Annotated in this window: 21 protein-coding genes and 3 pseudogenes; 13 read left to right on the forward strand and 11 right to left on the reverse strand. The window is 50.5% G+C overall.

The features are described from left to right. From CCB157_RS18450 to CCB157_RS07160, 6 genes and pseudogenes are all read left to right on the forward strand, one after another. Positions 1-153, forward strand: a pseudogene (locus CCB157_RS18450) (IS256 family transposase); the annotation flags it as partial. Positions 154-368: 215 nt separating this feature from the next. Beyond that, positions 369-512 (forward strand): hypothetical protein, encoded by a 144-nt coding sequence (locus CCB157_RS18325; protein ID WP_369688664.1) that lies wholly within the window; start codon positions 369-371, stop codon positions 510-512. A gap of 65 nt (positions 513-577) precedes the next feature. Next, positions 578-838, forward strand: coding sequence for a hypothetical protein (locus CCB157_RS07145; RefSeq protein ID WP_077615229.1), 261 nt, complete (start codon positions 578-580; stop codon positions 836-838). A gap of 120 nt (positions 839-958) precedes the next feature. Then, complete coding sequence (locus tag CCB157_RS07150) at positions 959-1,597, forward strand: hypothetical protein (RefSeq protein WP_077615230.1); 639 nt, start codon at positions 959-961, stop codon at positions 1,595-1,597. 122 nt (positions 1,598-1,719) lie between these two features. Then, a complete protein-coding gene (locus CCB157_RS07155; protein ID WP_077615231.1) occupies positions 1,720-2,505 on the forward strand; it encodes a hypothetical protein in 786 nt (261 codons plus the stop codon). Between the two features lie 606 nt (positions 2,506-3,111). After that, positions 3,112-3,558 (forward strand): annotated as a pseudogene (locus tag CCB157_RS07160) (peptidoglycan-binding domain-containing protein); the annotation flags it as partial. A 101-nt stretch (positions 3,559-3,659) separates the two neighbouring features. On the opposite strand, the gene CCB157_RS07165 reads toward CCB157_RS07160, so the two are convergent. Continuing rightward, the gene (locus CCB157_RS07165; RefSeq protein WP_077615233.1) at positions 3,660-4,178 is read right to left on the reverse strand and encodes a YbaK/EbsC family protein; all 519 of its coding nucleotides are present in this window, start codon (positions 4,176-4,178) and stop codon (positions 3,660-3,662) included. Positions 4,179-4,426: 248 nt separating this feature from the next. Then, complete coding sequence (locus tag CCB157_RS07170; protein WP_193432271.1) at positions 4,427-5,665, reverse strand: NAD(P)/FAD-dependent oxidoreductase; 1,239 nt, start codon at positions 5,663-5,665, stop codon at positions 4,427-4,429. Between the two features lie 425 nt (positions 5,666-6,090). On the opposite strand from CCB157_RS07170, the gene CCB157_RS07175 reads away from it, so the two are divergent. Together CCB157_RS07175 and CCB157_RS17585 are read left to right on the forward strand one after the other, a co-directional pair. After that, positions 6,091-6,468 (forward strand): hypothetical protein, encoded by a 378-nt coding sequence (locus CCB157_RS07175; RefSeq protein ID WP_077615234.1) that lies wholly within the window; start codon positions 6,091-6,093, stop codon positions 6,466-6,468. A 260-nt stretch (positions 6,469-6,728) separates the two neighbouring features. Then, a complete protein-coding gene (locus CCB157_RS17585) occupies positions 6,729-6,878 on the forward strand; it encodes a hypothetical protein (protein WP_158077240.1) in 150 nt (49 codons plus the stop codon). A 92-nt stretch (positions 6,879-6,970) separates the two neighbouring features. On the opposite strand, the gene CCB157_RS07180 is transcribed toward CCB157_RS17585, so the two are convergent. The 5 genes and pseudogenes from CCB157_RS07180 to CCB157_RS07200 form a co-directional block, all read right to left on the reverse strand. Then, entirely contained in the window at positions 6,971-7,324 is a 354-nt protein-coding gene (locus tag CCB157_RS07180; RefSeq protein WP_077615235.1) for a HesB/IscA family protein, read from the reverse strand. A 124-nt stretch (positions 7,325-7,448) separates the two neighbouring features. Continuing rightward, positions 7,449-8,332, reverse strand: a pseudogene (gene dapF, locus CCB157_RS07185) (diaminopimelate epimerase). 306 nt (positions 8,333-8,638) lie between these two features. Further along, positions 8,639-8,869, reverse strand: a complete 231-nt coding sequence (locus CCB157_RS07190) for a hypothetical protein (protein ID WP_077615236.1) — start codon at positions 8,867-8,869, stop codon at positions 8,639-8,641. A 77-nt stretch (positions 8,870-8,946) separates the two neighbouring features. Continuing rightward, positions 8,947-9,183 (reverse strand): YuzB family protein, encoded by a 237-nt coding sequence (locus CCB157_RS07195; RefSeq protein WP_077615237.1) that lies wholly within the window; start codon positions 9,181-9,183, stop codon positions 8,947-8,949. Positions 9,184-9,375: 192 nt separating this feature from the next. Then, complete coding sequence (locus CCB157_RS07200) at positions 9,376-9,684, reverse strand: DUF1462 family protein (RefSeq protein ID WP_077615238.1); 309 nt, start codon at positions 9,682-9,684, stop codon at positions 9,376-9,378. 131 nt (positions 9,685-9,815) lie between these two features. Here CCB157_RS07200 and CCB157_RS07205 point away from each other — a divergent pair, with 131 nt between their 5' ends. After that, on the forward strand, positions 9,816-10,073 hold the full coding sequence (locus CCB157_RS07205) for a NifU family protein (protein WP_193432269.1): 258 nt from the start codon (positions 9,816-9,818) through the stop codon (positions 10,071-10,073). Positions 10,074-10,168: 95 nt separating this feature from the next. Here the strand turns inward: CCB157_RS07205 and CCB157_RS07210 are convergent, their stop codons facing one another. Continuing rightward, complete coding sequence (locus CCB157_RS07210; RefSeq protein WP_077615240.1) at positions 10,169-11,146, reverse strand: 2-hydroxyacid dehydrogenase; 978 nt, start codon at positions 11,144-11,146, stop codon at positions 10,169-10,171. A 133-nt stretch (positions 11,147-11,279) separates the two neighbouring features. On the opposite strand from CCB157_RS07210, the gene CCB157_RS07215 reads away from it, so the two are divergent. Beyond that, positions 11,280-11,771, forward strand: a complete 492-nt coding sequence (locus tag CCB157_RS07215) for a phosphatidylglycerophosphatase A family protein (RefSeq protein ID WP_077615241.1) — start codon at positions 11,280-11,282, stop codon at positions 11,769-11,771. A 216-nt stretch (positions 11,772-11,987) separates the two neighbouring features. Here the strand turns inward: CCB157_RS07215 and nucF are convergent, their stop codons facing one another. Both nucF and CCB157_RS07225 read right to left on the reverse strand, forming a co-directional pair. After that, complete coding sequence (gene nucF / locus CCB157_RS07220; RefSeq protein ID WP_077615242.1) at positions 11,988-12,752, reverse strand: 5' nucleotidase NucF; 765 nt, start codon at positions 12,750-12,752, stop codon at positions 11,988-11,990. An 87-nt stretch (positions 12,753-12,839) separates the two neighbouring features. Continuing rightward, positions 12,840-13,292: a DUF86 domain-containing protein gene (locus tag CCB157_RS07225; RefSeq protein ID WP_077615243.1), complete on the reverse strand. Its 453-nt coding sequence runs from the start codon at positions 13,290-13,292 to the stop codon at positions 12,840-12,842. 140 nt (positions 13,293-13,432) lie between these two features. On the opposite strand from CCB157_RS07225, the gene CCB157_RS07230 reads away from it, so the two are divergent. Further along, complete coding sequence (locus CCB157_RS07230) at positions 13,433-13,726, forward strand: cytosolic protein (RefSeq protein WP_077615244.1); 294 nt, start codon at positions 13,433-13,435, stop codon at positions 13,724-13,726. A 149-nt stretch (positions 13,727-13,875) separates the two neighbouring features. Here CCB157_RS07230 and CCB157_RS07235 read toward each other — a convergent pair whose 3' ends face one another. Continuing rightward, entirely contained in the window at positions 13,876-14,184 is a 309-nt protein-coding gene (locus CCB157_RS07235; protein WP_077615245.1) for a YutD family protein, read from the reverse strand. Positions 14,185-14,338: 154 nt separating this feature from the next. Between CCB157_RS07235 and CCB157_RS07240 the strand changes: the two genes are divergently transcribed. Continuing rightward, the gene (locus CCB157_RS07240) at positions 14,339-14,950 is read left to right on the forward strand and encodes a YhcN/YlaJ family sporulation lipoprotein (RefSeq protein ID WP_077615246.1); all 612 of its coding nucleotides are present in this window, start codon (positions 14,339-14,341) and stop codon (positions 14,948-14,950) included. 202 nt (positions 14,951-15,152) lie between these two features. Continuing rightward, the gene (locus tag CCB157_RS07245) at positions 15,153-16,079 is read left to right on the forward strand and encodes a M23 family metallopeptidase (protein WP_077615323.1); all 927 of its coding nucleotides are present in this window, start codon (positions 15,153-15,155) and stop codon (positions 16,077-16,079) included. Positions 16,080-16,171 lie beyond the last annotated feature (92 nt).

Below are 16,171 nucleotides of genomic sequence, written 5' to 3' on the forward strand. Positions count from 1 at the left end.
CTCGTAGGCGCCGTGTTGATCGAAATGGACGAAAAATGGATATCGGGACGCAAATACCTGGATATGTCCGACTATTGGCAGTGGCGGAAAACGAAAGAGTTAGGCGTTCAAACGATGAATCAGGAAGTTTCGGCGATCAAGAAAGTGGGATAATTTCTTCGACGTGTCAAGGAGAACGTGAAATACCTCGGAAGCGAGGAGTTGCCGCGAAAGCGCCTTGACACACCTGTACTTTGACAACAATGATCATTAGTCCGGGAAGGCGACCGGCAGGGAGACTTGCCGGACTTACCTGCCATACGTCAGGTCATCAGGTCCATCTTTCTATCAAAGGGAAATTTACACAATAAAATGGACTTGACCAATTTATTCAACTAAAATATTGGAATAAACACGAAGAACTAACGATGGATGGAATTGCGCTCAAAATTCATGTGAGCAGACGAACTGCCTACAATATTAGAACACGAATACTTTATGCCATCGCCAGAGAATTAGGCGAATGGCATTAATTTATAACTTATATTACAGAATTTTCATTATACATTGATAAAATCTTTTAGTAAGGAGGAAAAACATGGGTGGCATAGACATGATTTTAGTGCCCGTCATCACAGGACTTGTGAAAGCAACCCATTCACTTGGCATTCCGAAAAAGTACAGCCCGATTATGGCCATCGTTTACGGTATCTTGGGAGGCGTTTTTTTATTTGACACCAGGCGATCTTTTAAAGGGGGTGTTATATGGCATCGTTTTAGGTTTATCGGCCGTAGGCTTGTATTCAGGAACAAAGAATTTCCTACAAAACAACAACGACAAAGTATCCTAAACTTTTGAAAGAAGGTGAGAAAGCGATTCTCCAGTTTTTGATGCTGAAAAAGAAGCGTAACAACAATCAAATCGTATAGGAAAGGGATTATAAACATCACTATAAAACATAAAAGGTGGTTTTTTCATATGACTCTGAAATATACAGCTTACATCTTTCATTCGCCACACACTTACGAATATGTGCACTTTGCACCTTTGGGTTCTGGCAACTATGATGGCACAGGATATATCTACAATGGTCAGATCGTCATTTATGTTGGGGATGATGAGTGGTCCGGTGGCGGTGGAGGCAAACGAGCAGTCATTAAATGGTTTGATTTGAGAGATAACAAATGGAAATTAACCAACGGATGCGAAGGATATGATTGGAATAATGCATCGGAGACTAAAAAGTTCAGGATATTGAAAAATTTTAATGATTGGTGTGACGGGCGTTTAATTAATATTGTTCGAATGAACGATGTCATCTATGGCTCTAACTGGTATTGCCCGTATTCTCACGGATCCCATTATTCGCTAAGGAGCAATACTTATCATAGAGTAGCAGAAGGATCAAGTAAAACTCTTTATGCGAGTAAAAAAGGTGTAGCCTGTGGCTCAGGCCAAGGTTATCTCATGAATAATAAAATTTACGATTCAGGTTCTATTTGGATTAGAATGTATGGATATTATGACCCAGATGGAAAATGGCACGAAACATTTAACGAGTATGTTTATGAAAATATAGCTCAGTCTCCATCAAACTATTCCATCAATACATTTTAAAATTTAGAGGCTACCTCTAAAAGGCATTAAATGGTGCCTTAAGAGGTAGCTTTTTGTTTTTACAAATAATCAACATTATGTTATAATTACTAAGATTATTAAAAAGGACGTGAAAATATAAGATGAAAAAAGTCCTTAAATTTATCGCTTTCGCCTTGTTAATCAGTGTATTGCTTACAGGATGCAGTCATAACAACCATGGCAAAGATAATCGGGTCGCGGCGGCTGAAACGAAAACGAAAGCCGTCAAATATCCAACAACATCTGAACAAAAAAACATAAAAGAAGAAAATCAAAGCGCACTCGAAAAATTGACGGGCGATTATCGCCGCATCGCCATCATCGCACGGGATTATCAACTTCCCAAAGAAGGAAGGATTTCAAAAAAAGAACGGCCGGATTTATACAAATACGAGCCTGACGGCGTCATCATTTATGACAATCTTTATGTCTTTCAAAACGATGGCCGCCTTGACAGCCGAATAGCCACCAAAGACCACCCCACGATCCAACCACCAACGAAAGGACAATATCTCGGCGTAATCATGGCGATGGTGGACGATATCGTTGACGAGCTCGATTTCAAAGGTCTCCTACTAAATCCCGGCGTTTTAAGTCAAGAAGAAAAAAGAGAGCAATATTTTAAAGACTGGAATACCCAAACCGACGGAAAACCAGCAGATCTGGCCCATAAATATAAACGACTAAATGAAATCATCCCCTATGCCCAAGGCTACCCGATTATTTTAGCAAAACTTAAAGACATCCAAGCCACATTCGAACAAGCGGAACAATATGGGAAATCCAAAGATACCATCGAAAAAGCATTAGACCTTTATCATCAAGGGTGCGAAAAAGCAAAAAAATTAAGCGAAGCATTTGCAGTTGGACGAGAATTAAAAAATTGAATGGGATTTAAGTACCTCGGCTTGATGACAAGATTGATTTTCAAATGATGGATGTTAGGGTCAATAAAGTTTGCTCCAGTTTGTTTTACCATCGACTCTTTGCTAAATTAACACCGTCCCACATCATCCTTATGTTGGCTTAGAGAAGATAAACGACCGCGTTACAGGTGAATACCGCCCCCTTCTATCTGGCGATGATCTCTTGGTTAAGACGTTTTAACCAACAGTTTTCAGTTTTGATCGGGAAATTTGTCTATTATACTCGTAGGGAGATACCACATAAGAGCTAATAACTAATACATATTCTATGGAGTACTCATGAAGGAAGCCTCTATAATCGCGAAATTATCAAATGAATATAAAAAACGGGATGAAAGTTAGAAAAGTTAGTATAAAAAACATGCACATAGCATCATGTGCATGTTTTTTCTTTTTTGAGAAACCTTGTCGAAACATGTACACACAAACAACATGGTAATAACTCATTAGTTGGTAATCCATTTTTAGGAAATTTCATTTCAATGTTGCACAATCATTACATTTTTTAAACTTATTAGAATGTTACTCTTTAATTGCAATTAAAATTAATGAAAGGAGCAAAAACAAATGGATCAAATGGTATTGCTCACACAACAATGGTTGAACAGAACTTATGGTGGCAGACACGGTTACGAAGAGATACCTGAGGACGGTAAAACCGGCTGGACGACGGTGTATGCGCTAACGAGAGCCTTACAAATCGAACTGGGCATTGAGGAACCCGCGGATAATTTTGGTCCTCAAACAGAAGCGCTTTTCCAACCGCTTGTTCCAAGTGATTATCAAGATGAACCAAGCAATATGATTTTTATTCTTCAAGGTGCCCTATGGTGTAAGGGAATCCCCCCGGGATCTTGGATGGGCATTTTTGACGAAGCTACGGTTCAAACAGTAAAAAACTTTCAAGCAGACGCTGGATTGACAAACTTGGATGGAATTGTCACAACACCCATGATGAAAGCCTTGTTAAATATGAGTGCTTTTGTCTTAGTTCCCGGTGGAGATAGCTTGATAGACGCCGCTTTTTTTCGGCCGGCTTGTATAAGCGTCAGCGATATTGCCCTAAGAACTTGGGTGTCAGAATGACGGCAGACCGATCCCTCCCCCCCCCCGTTTTAAACGCTGTCGTTCCTTAGAGCCGCCATCTCTTGGGAATCCGCCCCTTCCCAACCTTTGCAAACATCCACCCATTCTTTTGCCAATGAATATTGATAGAGTTCATCAATGGTCAGTTCAATGGCGGAGTTCGTGTTGCCGCAAGCCGGAAAGACGGTATCAAAACGTTTTAAAGAGGTATCCAGATAGACATCACATTCATTTTTCAATCCGAACGGACAAACTCCCCCTATAACATGGCCGGTTTGTTCCAGCACCTCATCGGGGGTCAGCATCCGGGCTTTGAAGCCAAAGGTATGGCGAAATTTTTTATTATCAATTTTGGCGTCCCCGCTCGTGACGACCAAAAGGGCTTTATCCTCATTCCCCCTAAAAGCCAAGGTCTTCGCGATTCGCGCGGGGATGACGCCGATCGTCTCGGCCGCCTGTTCAACCGTGGCGCTCGGCGTGTCAAATTCCATTATGTCCGCATCACGATTCCATTGTTTAAAATAAGCTTTTACGCTTTCCAACGACATGTGCTTCACCCTTCCTTGTCCCTTTTAAATTTCCTGCTTTGGCGGGAGAAAAATAAATGACGCAAGCTCCCCGACATCGTATTGATTAAAAATGATCATAAAAAATTTCAAGAGAAATGGCAACTTTTGACGCTTCGCGATCATTTTGTCATTTCCTTTAATAGATTAGAAAAAGTTCTTTAAGCCATAAGCGTTGGCACATTAAAAAAACGGAGCCTAAGCTCCGTTTTTTTATATGGTGAATGCCATTACTTACCGAATAAATTCAATTTGCCTTTTCTCAACATCAGGCCGATGCCGCCGAGCAAGAACAAATAACGGTTGTCGATAATTTTTTTCATGATGGCGGCCGACATCCCTTTCAGCTTGATGTTGCCGAAAATCACGCCGATCGCGTCGCCGTGTCCAAGGGAGGCCACGGTCCCTTTATTGTGGAAGACATATTTCTCGGTCGGTTCGCCGCGAAGCAGATGCTTGATATTGCGCGCCACCGAGTAGGCTTGTTGAATCGCATTTTGGGCGGTCGTCGGATACGGACGGCCCGTTTCCGGGTTCATGACGTTTGCGCAGTCGCCGATGACAAAAACGTTGTCATAGCCGGGGACGCGCAAATCATCGCCGACGTTGACGCGGCCGCGGGCGACTTCAAATCCGGATTCTTCCAGCACGCGGTTGCCGCGCACGCCGCCGGTCCAAACGACGGTGCCGGCTTTGATTTCTTCGACTTCGTCACTATTGGGTTTGCCGACGACGACGCCGTCCTCTTTGCATTCTTTCAAGAGCGTGCCAAGACGGAATTCGACGCCTTTGCTTTCCAAACGGCGGATCGCATATTCCACCAATTCTTTGTCGAACATAGGCAAGATAGTCGGCGCGCCTTCCACGTTGATCACGCGCACTTTTTCCCGGTCGATGTCATATTCACGGCACAGCTCCGGCAGCCGGTTGACCAATTCGCCAAGGAATTCGACGCCGGTAAAGCCGCCGCCGCCCACGACGATGGTGAGCAGGCTGTCGTCCTTTTCTTCCATATTGTGATAACGGGAGAATTGATATTCGATGTGCTCCCGGATCAGCCGGACCGAGTTGACGTCCTCGATGGCCAAAGCGTTTTCTTTCAAACCTTTGATGCCGAACGTTTCGGACTCGAATCCGAGCGCGATGACCAAATAGTCGTAGTCGATTTCACCGCCGTTTTTCAGAACGACTTTGTTTTCATCTTTCTTAATGGAGACGACGGTGTCTTGAATGAATTCGACACGGTTCGTGTTGATCACGTCTTTAATCAACATCCGCGTCCGATCGACCGGCAGCGTCCCCGCCGCCGGTTCATGCAGCCATGTCGTTTGATAATGGTAGTTGTGCTTGTTGACCAATGTAATTTGGGCGTCATTGACGCCAAGGCGTTTCGTCAGTTGCGTCGTGGTCATCATTCCGCCGTAACCGGCTCCCAAAATAAGGATTCTCGGCTTGCTCAATTGGATCACTTCCACCTTTTATAAATTTCTCGTTACCTGAAGAAAGATTGTGAAAAACTTCACGAATATCTTCAGTCTATCAGTCCATAGACAATATTAGGACTTTCCTATACATTTTTCAAGCCTATTTGCAAAAAATCGTAACGCAGTTGTCAATGAAAGTCGCCCCATCTCTATCGTCCGTTTTGTGCGATTTTGTGAATAAGTTGTCCGTCCGGATTCCACATTATTTGCGCCCGATGTGTGTCAATTTTTGTTTCCGGATGAATAAATTACTAATTTTCCCAATAAAAAATGGCGGAACGCTCGAGCAACCGTTCCGGAATGCACTTTCTCGGTTTAAAGACCGCGCCGCTTGGTTATTTTATTTCTGGTAACGCACATGGCGTCTCGCATAGAGACTGAAATGCATGAGGACGGGACGAGACGGAAACATGAAAAAATGGTTGAAAAAAATCACCGTAAAATCAGGCCGCACACAACCGATCAACAAAGAAAGCCAAAGCACGGACGCGGCGGCCCTGATGCCGCCCGCCAAGCGATACATCGTTCAAACGTTGGAAATGAAAGGGTATCCGGTCGAACTGGACGTGCGCTTCGGCCCTTTTTGCGTCGACATTTTTCTTCCGGAAGACCGCTTGTTCATCCGCTGTCTGGACTGGGAAACGGGGCCGCTGGAGCGTGCTGAACTTCAGCGTTTGAAAAAACAAGTTCGCCGCGCCGGCATGCGCCTCGTCGTCGTCGAACCCGACTCATTTTATAAAGGCTTGCGGGCGATTTTCTTCAAGTTGAAGCAACCGCATTCCCGCTAAGGCCGGCGATATCCCTAAGATTTCTCCTTTCAGTGTGATAGAGCGCTCATGTTGATGAACGGCGCCTTGCAGACAGCCTTTCGTTCAACGCCCATTCGCGGTTAGCCTAAACGGCCGACCGAAAAGCGAAATCCGTCCGGTCGGGCGGATCGCGGCGAAAAGCCATACCGCCGGGATGCCGCCAAAGTGTCTATGATTTCCGCGCACCTTCTCCGTCCGCTCATCATAGACTAAATGAAACGGTCGGATGGAGTGTGATTATGCATCCCCTTTTTGTCGTGCTGTTCATTTACATCGCTTGCGTGATTTTGTTCGCGCTCGTCAGCGCGCTTTTACACCTCTTCGTCAGCCCGGTCTTTTGGATCCTCATCATTCTCCTTTTTCTTTTCATTCTTTGGCATTCATACTGACCCTTCCGGATGGGCAAAACGCGCTCGTCTTCTAAAGTTTTCAGCGCATAAAAAAACGGTCTTCTGAAAAAGAGAAGACCGCTTTGCGCCGATCAGCATTTCGTCGGGGTTCCGGGATTGGTCGCCGTCTTAAAGGAGTGGCCGCAGCCGCACGTGACGATGGCGTTCGGGTTGTCGATCGTAAAGCCGCCGCCCATCAGGTTTTGTTTATAGTCGATCTTCACGCCTTGCAAAAGCGGGTAACTCTCTTTGTCGATGACGACTTTTAGCCCGTCAAACTCGAAGCTATGGTCGCCTTCTTTTATTTCATTGTCAAAGCCCATGCCGTAGGACAACCCCGAACAACCGCCGCCCCGCACGCCAAGGCGCAAAAACAAGCCTTCGCCTTCTTCTTGCGCCATCATTTCTTTAATGCGGCTGTTCGCCGCTTCCGTGATCGTGATCATGCTTTCACACTCCTCTCGCATGTTCTTATTTTTATTATAGACATTGCCAATCGACGCGCTCAAGCGAACGGCCCGCTCGGAACCGCCCGCCTACCCTTCCATATTGCCGGAGGCGGCGCACGCGTTACAGATCAGCCGGCGCAAAATACATTCCGCGGCAGACGAATTCCGCGGGCCCGGTCATGAAAACGTGATCGCTGGCGGCGTCCCACATGATATAGAGATCGCCGCCCGCGAGGTGAACCGTCACCCGGCTCCCTCTTTCGGCTTGATTATTCAAGACCGCGGCGACCACAGCGGCGCAGGCGCCCGTTCCGCACGCTTGCGTTATCCCGGAACCGCGCTCCCAAACGCGGTAGATCAACTCGCGCGGACCGACGGGCTCGATGAAGCCGACGTTGGCGCCCTCCGGGAACAGCGGGTGGCCGCCGTCGGCCAAAAGCGGCCCGACCGTTTCGATCGGCGCTTCGTCGATGTCCTCGACAAAAAACAGGGCATGGGGATTGCCCATGGAAACGGCGGTCACGCGGTAAATCGCATCGCCCGCTTCGATCGCTTCATCGATCACGCGCCCTTCCCCTTCCCCGGCCATCGGAATCGCGCGGCGGCTTAAGGCCGGAGCGCCCATATCGATCGTCACCGTCTCAACCGCTCCGCCCGACGGATGAACTTCGGCCGCCACCGGGCCGCCCAACGTTTCAATCGTGAAACGCTCCGTTTTTACGATGCCCGTTTCGTACGCATATTTGGCGACGCAGCGCAGCCCGTTGCCGCAATTTTTTCCTTCCGACCCGTCTTTGTTGAAAATCCGCATTTTACGTCCGCGGTCTCCGACGGCGCGATGAGGATGAGCCCGTCGCTGCCGATGCCCGTATTCGGATCGGCCACGCGCCGCGCCAGCTCCGCATAATCGCTCACGCGGATGTCCTCGCGAAACAAATCCAAATAAATATAAGCATTGCCGAGACCGTGCATTTTAATAAAAGGAATCGCCGTTCCCACGCACATCGTCCTTTCTTTTGTGGTGCATGCCGCCGTTCTCCCTTTCGATCAATGCCCCGCGCAGGCCGATCAGTTCTTTAAAACGGCGGGAAAATCATATAGTTTTTAGGCGCCCGGCCGACGGCGCGTGCAAACGGTTGTTGCACCTACCGACGCCGGCGGCAACGAGAACCGTTCGCCATCGCTTTTTTAAGACGCCCTTTCAAGTATAATCCATTTTTTCGAAGCGGCGATCCGGGCACCTCCACCGCCTGACGCGTCCACTCAGCATGCACTCAAGCGTTTATCGGCTTGCATCCAACCTCCCTCGCCTCACCTGAGCGCGCGATCCGTCCAAAGATAATCGTCGTCGATGCGGAGAATCGTCAATTTTTCATGGCAGCACGGCAAAACAGCCTCCGTTTTGATGCCTTCTTTTGCCCGCTCGAACGCCTCCTTTTTTAAGTGCAAGGGAACCGCGCGGCTCCCGCAAAACGGGCATTCGGTTAAATAGAGATCCCCCATCACGCGCTCATAGGGCCAGGTGTGGGAAAATTGGTACATGTGCAAGCCTCCGTTCTCTTCTAAATCCCAAACGGGTTGTAAAAAAACACCGCCCAAAGCGGTGCATGCGTCTATGATCAAAACATCGGATTTTCTTCGAGATACCGATAGATGTTATTCACGAGATCTTCCGCGTTTTCGCCTGAGACATACTCGCCGTTGACCAGAGCGTAGAGCCCTTCGTAACACAAGTCGCAATAGTCGAGGCAGGTATACTCGATGACGTCGAGATTCGGGTCTTTCTCAAGAATCTCATAGGCTTCCTGTGAGCCGCTGGCGAGGTTGCTCATGCAAAATTCGATAATGGGATTCATAGGACTCACCTCTTGTCCTCATCTATACTACCTGCCTTCGTTCGTCCCGTCAATCGATTTGACCGGCAGCAAACGCGGCGTCGGACAAAAAGGGAAGGAGAAGCTCGGCGGTGATGAACCGAGCCGCCAAAGCGACGGCGGCCCGGCGTGCGCAACGGAACCCGCCGCAAGCCGGCGGGCCCGCGGCTCAGTTCAAGCGGTTTCCGTCAAGTTTTCTTCGATAAACTTAAAGATCGTTTTCAAACGCGGGTCGCCTTCGCCGATGACTTGCCCGCGGGCGACGACGAGCGGATAAAAATATTCATCGTTCAGGATTTTTCGCGAAAACGCTTCATCCTCCGGCGTTTCCGGTTCATAAATATCGATATAGCGGACGTGGATCGGCGCATCCGGAAACTTTCGGCGGACGGCCGCTTCAATCCATTCCATCGTTTCCCTGGAGCTCGGAGCGTGCAAACAGCTCGGGCACGGGGCTTCGGCGCCGTAGACGGTGATGACCATGTCGACTCCCCCTCTGAACCGTCAAGGTTGCTCAATCATTAATTCCATTTTACAATAGATGAGAACATGAATAAACCAAACATGCCTTGTATGATGCTCTGTTGTCGATTTTTTGCGCCTGATTTTATATAATGAGAATAAGAATGAGAAAGGGGACGTCTGAAATGCGCGAACAAGTGGAAGAAGTATTGGAAAAGCTCCGCCCGTTTTTGCTTCGCGACGGCGGAGATGTCGAACTTGTCGACGTGGATGACGAAGGCATCGTGCGCGTGCGCCTCATGGGAGCCTGCGGGGGCTGCCCGAGCTCGACGATTACGTTAAAAGCGGGCATTGAACGCATCCTGCACGAAGAAGTGCCCGGTTTTAAAGAATTGGAACAAGTGTTTTAAAACCACACATGCAAAAGCCGTTCCTTTAACGGAACGGCTTTTTTATGTGCGCTTCGGTCGGCGTGCGCAAGGCTGCACCCGTTGGGCCCGGCGCTTCAACGCGAGGCCGTCACCGGCGTCAACGGGGATTGGCCGCGGACAAGCACATTGAGCAAATTTTCCCTGCAAAGCTCGATCATCTTCGTCCGCGTCGCGACGCTTGCGCTCCCGATATGGGGAAGGGCGACCACCTGTTTCAGCTTTAAAAGCGGGTGGTCTTTGCCGATAGGTTCGCGTTGAAACACATCCAGACCGGCGGCCGCAATTTCCCCTTGCACCAAGGCTTCATAGAGGGCGTCTTCGTCGACGACCGCACCGCGGCCCGCATTGATAAAAATCGCGTCCTTTTTCATTTTTTTAAAAGCGGCGCGCCCGAACAATCCGCGCGTCTCCTCCGTCAACGGCAAGAGCGAGACGACGTAGTCGGCGGTTTCCAACAACTCGTCAAAACCGACATAGCGGGCGCCCAGTTCCTTTTCCGCCTTTTCGTTTCGCGAACGGTTATGGTAGATGACATCCATGTCAAATCCCTTCGCCCGCTTGGCGACCGCCGCGCCGATGCGCCCCATCCCGAAAATTCCGATCGTTTGATGATGAATGTCCTTTCCGGCCAACAAATAAGGGCCCCATTCTTTCCACTGCCCGTTCTTGACGTAGTCCGCCGCTTCGATCAAGCGGCGCGCCGTCGCCATGAGCAGGGCAAACGTTAAATCTGCGGTCGTTTCGGTCAGCACATCGGGGGTATTGCAAACGATCACGCCGCGTTCCTCGCATGCCGCGAGATCGATGTTGTCGAATCCGACGGCCAGATTCGCAACGACTTTTAGACGCGGAGCCCGCTCGATCAACGCGCGGTCGATGCGGTCCGATAGCATGGTCAAAAGGCCGTCGGCAGCGGCGGCCGCTTCGAGCAGCGTCTCGCGCGGCACGGGTTCGAGTTCTTCCTCCCACATGTGGAGATGGACGGCATCCTTGAGCGGTTGTAAAAGTGCGTTTGGCAGGCGGCGAGTCACAAACACCGTTGGTTTAGCCATGGCGGTTCACCTCGTGCATTGATGTGCGATGTATCTCCAACCCGATTATAACAAAGAATAAAACCCGCAATCCTTCATCGCCGCAGCGCTTGAACGACAAACACACCGGGAATAAATAGGAGGCTGTCCCGAGATGACGGAAACCATCCACATAAACGCCCTGCAATGGCTCAATGAGCGGGGCGTGACCATCGACCATCTTGCCGAATTGGTCCATTTCCTGCAAAAAGACTATATAAAAAATTTAACGTTGGAGATCTGTACGGATAACGTCCGGCGCGTCCTTGCCAAACGCGAGGTGCAAAACGCCGTCCTGACCGGCATCCACCTCGATCGCCTCGCGGAAACAGGCCGTCTGGACGAACCGCTCCTGGAAATGATCCGACGCGATGAAAGCCTATACGGCGTCGACGAAGTCATCGCGCTGTCGATCGTCAACGTGTACGGATCGATCGGTTTGACGAACTACGGGTATATCGACAAAATGAAACCCGGCATTTTAAAGCGGCTCAATGATCGGACAACGGGAGAATGCCACACCTTTTTGGACGACATCGTGGGAGCGATCGCCGCTGCGGCTTCGAGTCGGATCGCCCATCATGCGAACGGCGCCGGCCGGCCGTAACCGGCGGAAATCCCTTTTAAACGGCCGCGTAGATGCGGATAAATTCTCACAGCCGCTTGCAAAAAATGGGCTTTAACAAAGCCCATTTTCTTAAGCGAGCACTCCCCCCTGCCGGCCCCAATCTCTCCATCCGGCACGCGGATTGCCGCACTCCGCGCGAAGCAAACAGGGCGACAGGCTCATTAATCGCTTTTTCCGCGATGAAACGAAATCGCCTTACACCGAAATCACATCGAGCGACTTGGCGACATAAGTCGGACGCTCGTCAATCCGCTCCAGCTCTTCGGCCGTCGTCACGCCGGTTTCGACGAGCAGCGTGTCCACCCCCGCGCGGATGCCGGCCAAGATGTCCGTATGGTAATTATCGCCAACCATCAGGGCGTCTTTCGCTTCAATCCCTAAGATTTCCAACGCTTGGCGGATGATGATCGGTTCCGGCTTGCCGATGTAAATCGGCTCCACGCCGGTCGCCGTCGCAATGGCCGCCGTCAAGGCGCCGTTGCCGGGAAGCAGTCCGCGTTCGCTCGGAAAGGCCCGGTCCGGATTGGTGGAGATGAACGTCGCGCCTCCGCGGATCGCAAGACAAGCCGTCGTCAATTTTTCATACGTCAGCTTGCGATCCAGACCGATGACGACACAATCGGGCGATGTTTCGCTGAAATGGAAACCGGATTCTTCAAGGACGGACAGCAGCCCTTTTTCACCGATCGGAAAAATCGTCGCGTTGGGCATTTTTTCCTTCAGGTATTGTGCGGTCGCCATGCTGGACGTCAAAACGTTTTCCGGCTCTGCCGGAACGCCCATATCTTCCAGCTTGCGGGCCGTATCCACGTTCGTGCGCGACGCGTTGTTCGTCACAAAGATGTAAGGAATGTTCGCTTCCCGCAGACGGCGAATGCAGCGGACCGCCTCCGGAATGGCCTGGTTCCCGCGATAAATCGTGCCGTCCAAATCAAATAAATAACCTTTGTATTTTTTCATGTCTGCATGACCTCCAGCTTGTCTCTCACTCGCCCATTTCGTTCTTCCAAATCCGACCGGCCGCCAAGATCGGCGGCCGGTTGCGGATTAGGGGGCATCCCCATCCGGCTTAAACGCCGACACGGGGCCGAGTTCGTTTTCCAAGTAGCGGCGAACCTGGCCGGGGAAGTCGGACCACACGGCAAAATGACGCGCGAACGTGTCGATGAGCGCGCCGTGATCGATATTGGCGTAATCGCGAACGAGGGCTTTGCGCAAAGCGATGACCGCCTTTAACCCGGTTTCGCTTTCTTTCGGCACGACGTTTTCATCGATCAAAATGTCGACGATGTCGTTAAAACTGCCGGGATCGCGCATGATGAAGCCGTCGATCATCTGGTTGCCGACATCTAGAAACGCTTCGATCACCACATGCACCAGGCGTTCCAGCGCAAGTTTTTCCACCGCGCTTTCCCATTGCTTTTGACTCTGAAACAGCGCCATATGGGCTTCCATCTGGCGCAAGGTTTTCTCTAACCGTTGCCGGTCAACAAAGTACATAAACGACACCACCAACTGAATGCTTCCATCCCTTATATTACCGCAAGGCGGACGGATACTCCATTTTGGCGTCCCCTTCCGGACTTTCAGCATAATATCGTCCGGGACGGTTCACCCTATCGACAAGGGGGATGATTGAAATGGCAAAGAAAAAAGAGGATCAATATAGCGATTTCGCGAATGTCGTGGCGCAAAACGCGTTTCTCACATCCCAAGAATTTCCCGAAGGGCCGTACGGTTCGCCGATGGGGGCGGAAAGTCCGGTCGAAAACAAGCATACGCCATGGAAAGACGGCCAGCAATACACGAGCGGTTTCGCTTATGAATTTCGCCGTTTGCACGCGGACATCCCCCGCCAATATCCCGGCGCCCATCCGACGCACGCTGACCCTTCCGCGGAGAGCGAACCCACGTCTGAAGAGGACACCCCCTGATGTGCAGGGGGTGTTCTTTCAATGCCATTTGGCGAAGATTTGTCAAACAAGCAAGAGATCCCTTCGCTTTAAAGAAGAGACACCAAAAGAAATGCGGGAACCGCCGATTCTGCGAACGATGCTGTCGGCCTAGCAATCCCTACGGATTTTTATTTGTTTGCGGCAGGCTTAATCTTTTTCAACACAAAATAAGCGCAGCCGAAATTGCAATATTCGAGTATATATTCATCCAGAGATCCGATGCGCGCGTCAAAGGGGACTTTTAAATTCGTGTCCTCATAAAAACCGCGCAATCTCAGTTGTTCATAACCCCAGTCGCCGACGATGTAATCGTATTTGGCCAGGATATCGCTGTATCGCTTTAAAAACGCCTCTTCGTTCCAGCCGTTGTGACGTTCTTCGACGAGTTCATAGACGTTTTGATTGACGGCGACAGTGACCCCTGTTTTTCCGTTCATTCGCTTTCCCCCCGCCCTTATCTTAACACAGCGGGCAAATTAAAGAAAACTCAGCAAAAATTGTCGTCCCCCCTTCATAAATGGCGGGCTTGCCAGTCTTTGCTAAGCAATATCGAACAAGAAACGGCCATTCTAAAGCTAGGAGGGATAAAAGATGAAACGCAGATGGATCGCCGCAGCCTTGATGACGGTTTTAGCCTTGTCGGGATGCGGTTTGGATACCCGCAACAATCACCATTCTTCAGGGCTCAACCGGATGCCGGATCCGACGCAGGATGTCACATATAAAGGGCCGTCCAAAAACATCCAAAAAAATTCCGAGAGCGACGCGCGCATCGGGGCGTTCGGGTTCATGCATTATTCGCGGAAACCCGGACGCGAATACGCGTTATCGGTCGACCATCTACCGAAGACCGATTATCAGGCGCTCGCCGACATCATCACGCGATTGGAGCTCAGCCTGCCGGACATTTATGACGTCGGCACGCTCGTCACCGATCAATATGTGCTCATCGCCTACAAAACATCGAACAACAACCGTCAAGAAGCGGCCCAACAAGTGAAACGGACGGCCTTGTCCGTCGTTCCGAATTATTATAAAGTCTATATTTCCGATCTGCCTTTTGCGCAACAAGACATCGCCAATTACAAGGACTTGTCGACCAACACGCCCCGGGTTCATCAATGGTTGGAACACGTCATCAACCGGATGAAGGAAGCGCCCCAAGGCAGCGTCTCGCCGCGAAGCCCGGAAATGGACAAATAAGCCGAATCCGCTTTACCCACGAACGAGTTGGAGGCGCCGCCCGTCTTTCTGATTTAACTTTCGAAAACGCATCGGTATTCCGGAGGCATGCCCACGTTTCAGGCGGAGCTCATCCGCTTTCAAAGCTCAGGCATTGACCGTTGGAAGGGAGGCCATCAAATTGAAACGTCCATCGATCCGCGCGGGGTTGGCGCTTGCTCTGATGCTTTTTTTCCCGTACTCGGCCGTGACCGCGGAAGCGGCTTCCGGCAGCGAGCAGACGAGGCAGACGCTCTATATGAAAACCGCCACCGTGACCGGCGTGCCCTGGTACATTTTGGCGGCCATCGATCAATATGAACGGAATATCCAAAAGTCCGGCGCTTTGAGTCCCGGCGGCATCCAGATCCCCGAAAAAAAGTGGAGCGGCGCGCTGAATCCGAAAGCGGATGACAACGATCCTTACTTCATCACGCTTTTCAACGGGTTTGGAAAAGACGGCAACGGCGACGGCAAAGCCGAGCGTGCCAATTTGGAAGACGCGCTCTACGCGATGGCCGACTATTTGGCGGCATACGGTCCCGGACTGGAGAACGTGTACATCGGTTTATGGGACTATTATCGACGGGATAAAGCGGTGGCGATCATTTCGGAAATCGCCGAGCTCTACCGCCGCTTCGGCCGCATCGATTTGGACAAGCGCGCGTTTCCCATTCCAAACTCTTACCGTTATGATTATCGTTCGACATGGGGAGCAAGACGCGGGTGGGGCGGTTTGCGCATTCACGAAGGCACCGACATCTTTGCCGATTACGGCACGCCGGTGCGTGCGACGACATACGGCTTCATCGAGACGATCGGTTGGAATCAATACGGCGGTTGGCGCCTGGGCATCCGCGATCCGAAAAACATTTATCATTATTTCGCCCACCTCAGCGGATATGTCAAAGGGCTGAAGCGAGGGGACATCGTCATGCCCGGGCAAATCGTCGGTTACGTCGGGAGCTCCGGGTACGGCCCGAAAGGAACGCAAGGGAAATTTCCGCCCCATTTGCATTACGGAATGTACAAATACAACGGCAAGACCGAGTATTCCTTCGACCCGTTTCCGTATTTGAAAACCTGGGAACGTTTGTCGCGGCGCCGTTAAAATAAAAGCCTCCGCAGCCGGCCGGCGCGCCCTCGGAAGACATGGAATGGAGCACACGGCAACATCATGCCCATCTCCGCGCGTTGGCACCG

Source organism: Caenibacillus caldisaponilyticus (genome assembly GCF_002003465.1).
Classification (GTDB): domain Bacteria; phylum Bacillota; class Bacilli; order Bacillales; family Sporolactobacillaceae; genus Caenibacillus; species Caenibacillus caldisaponilyticus.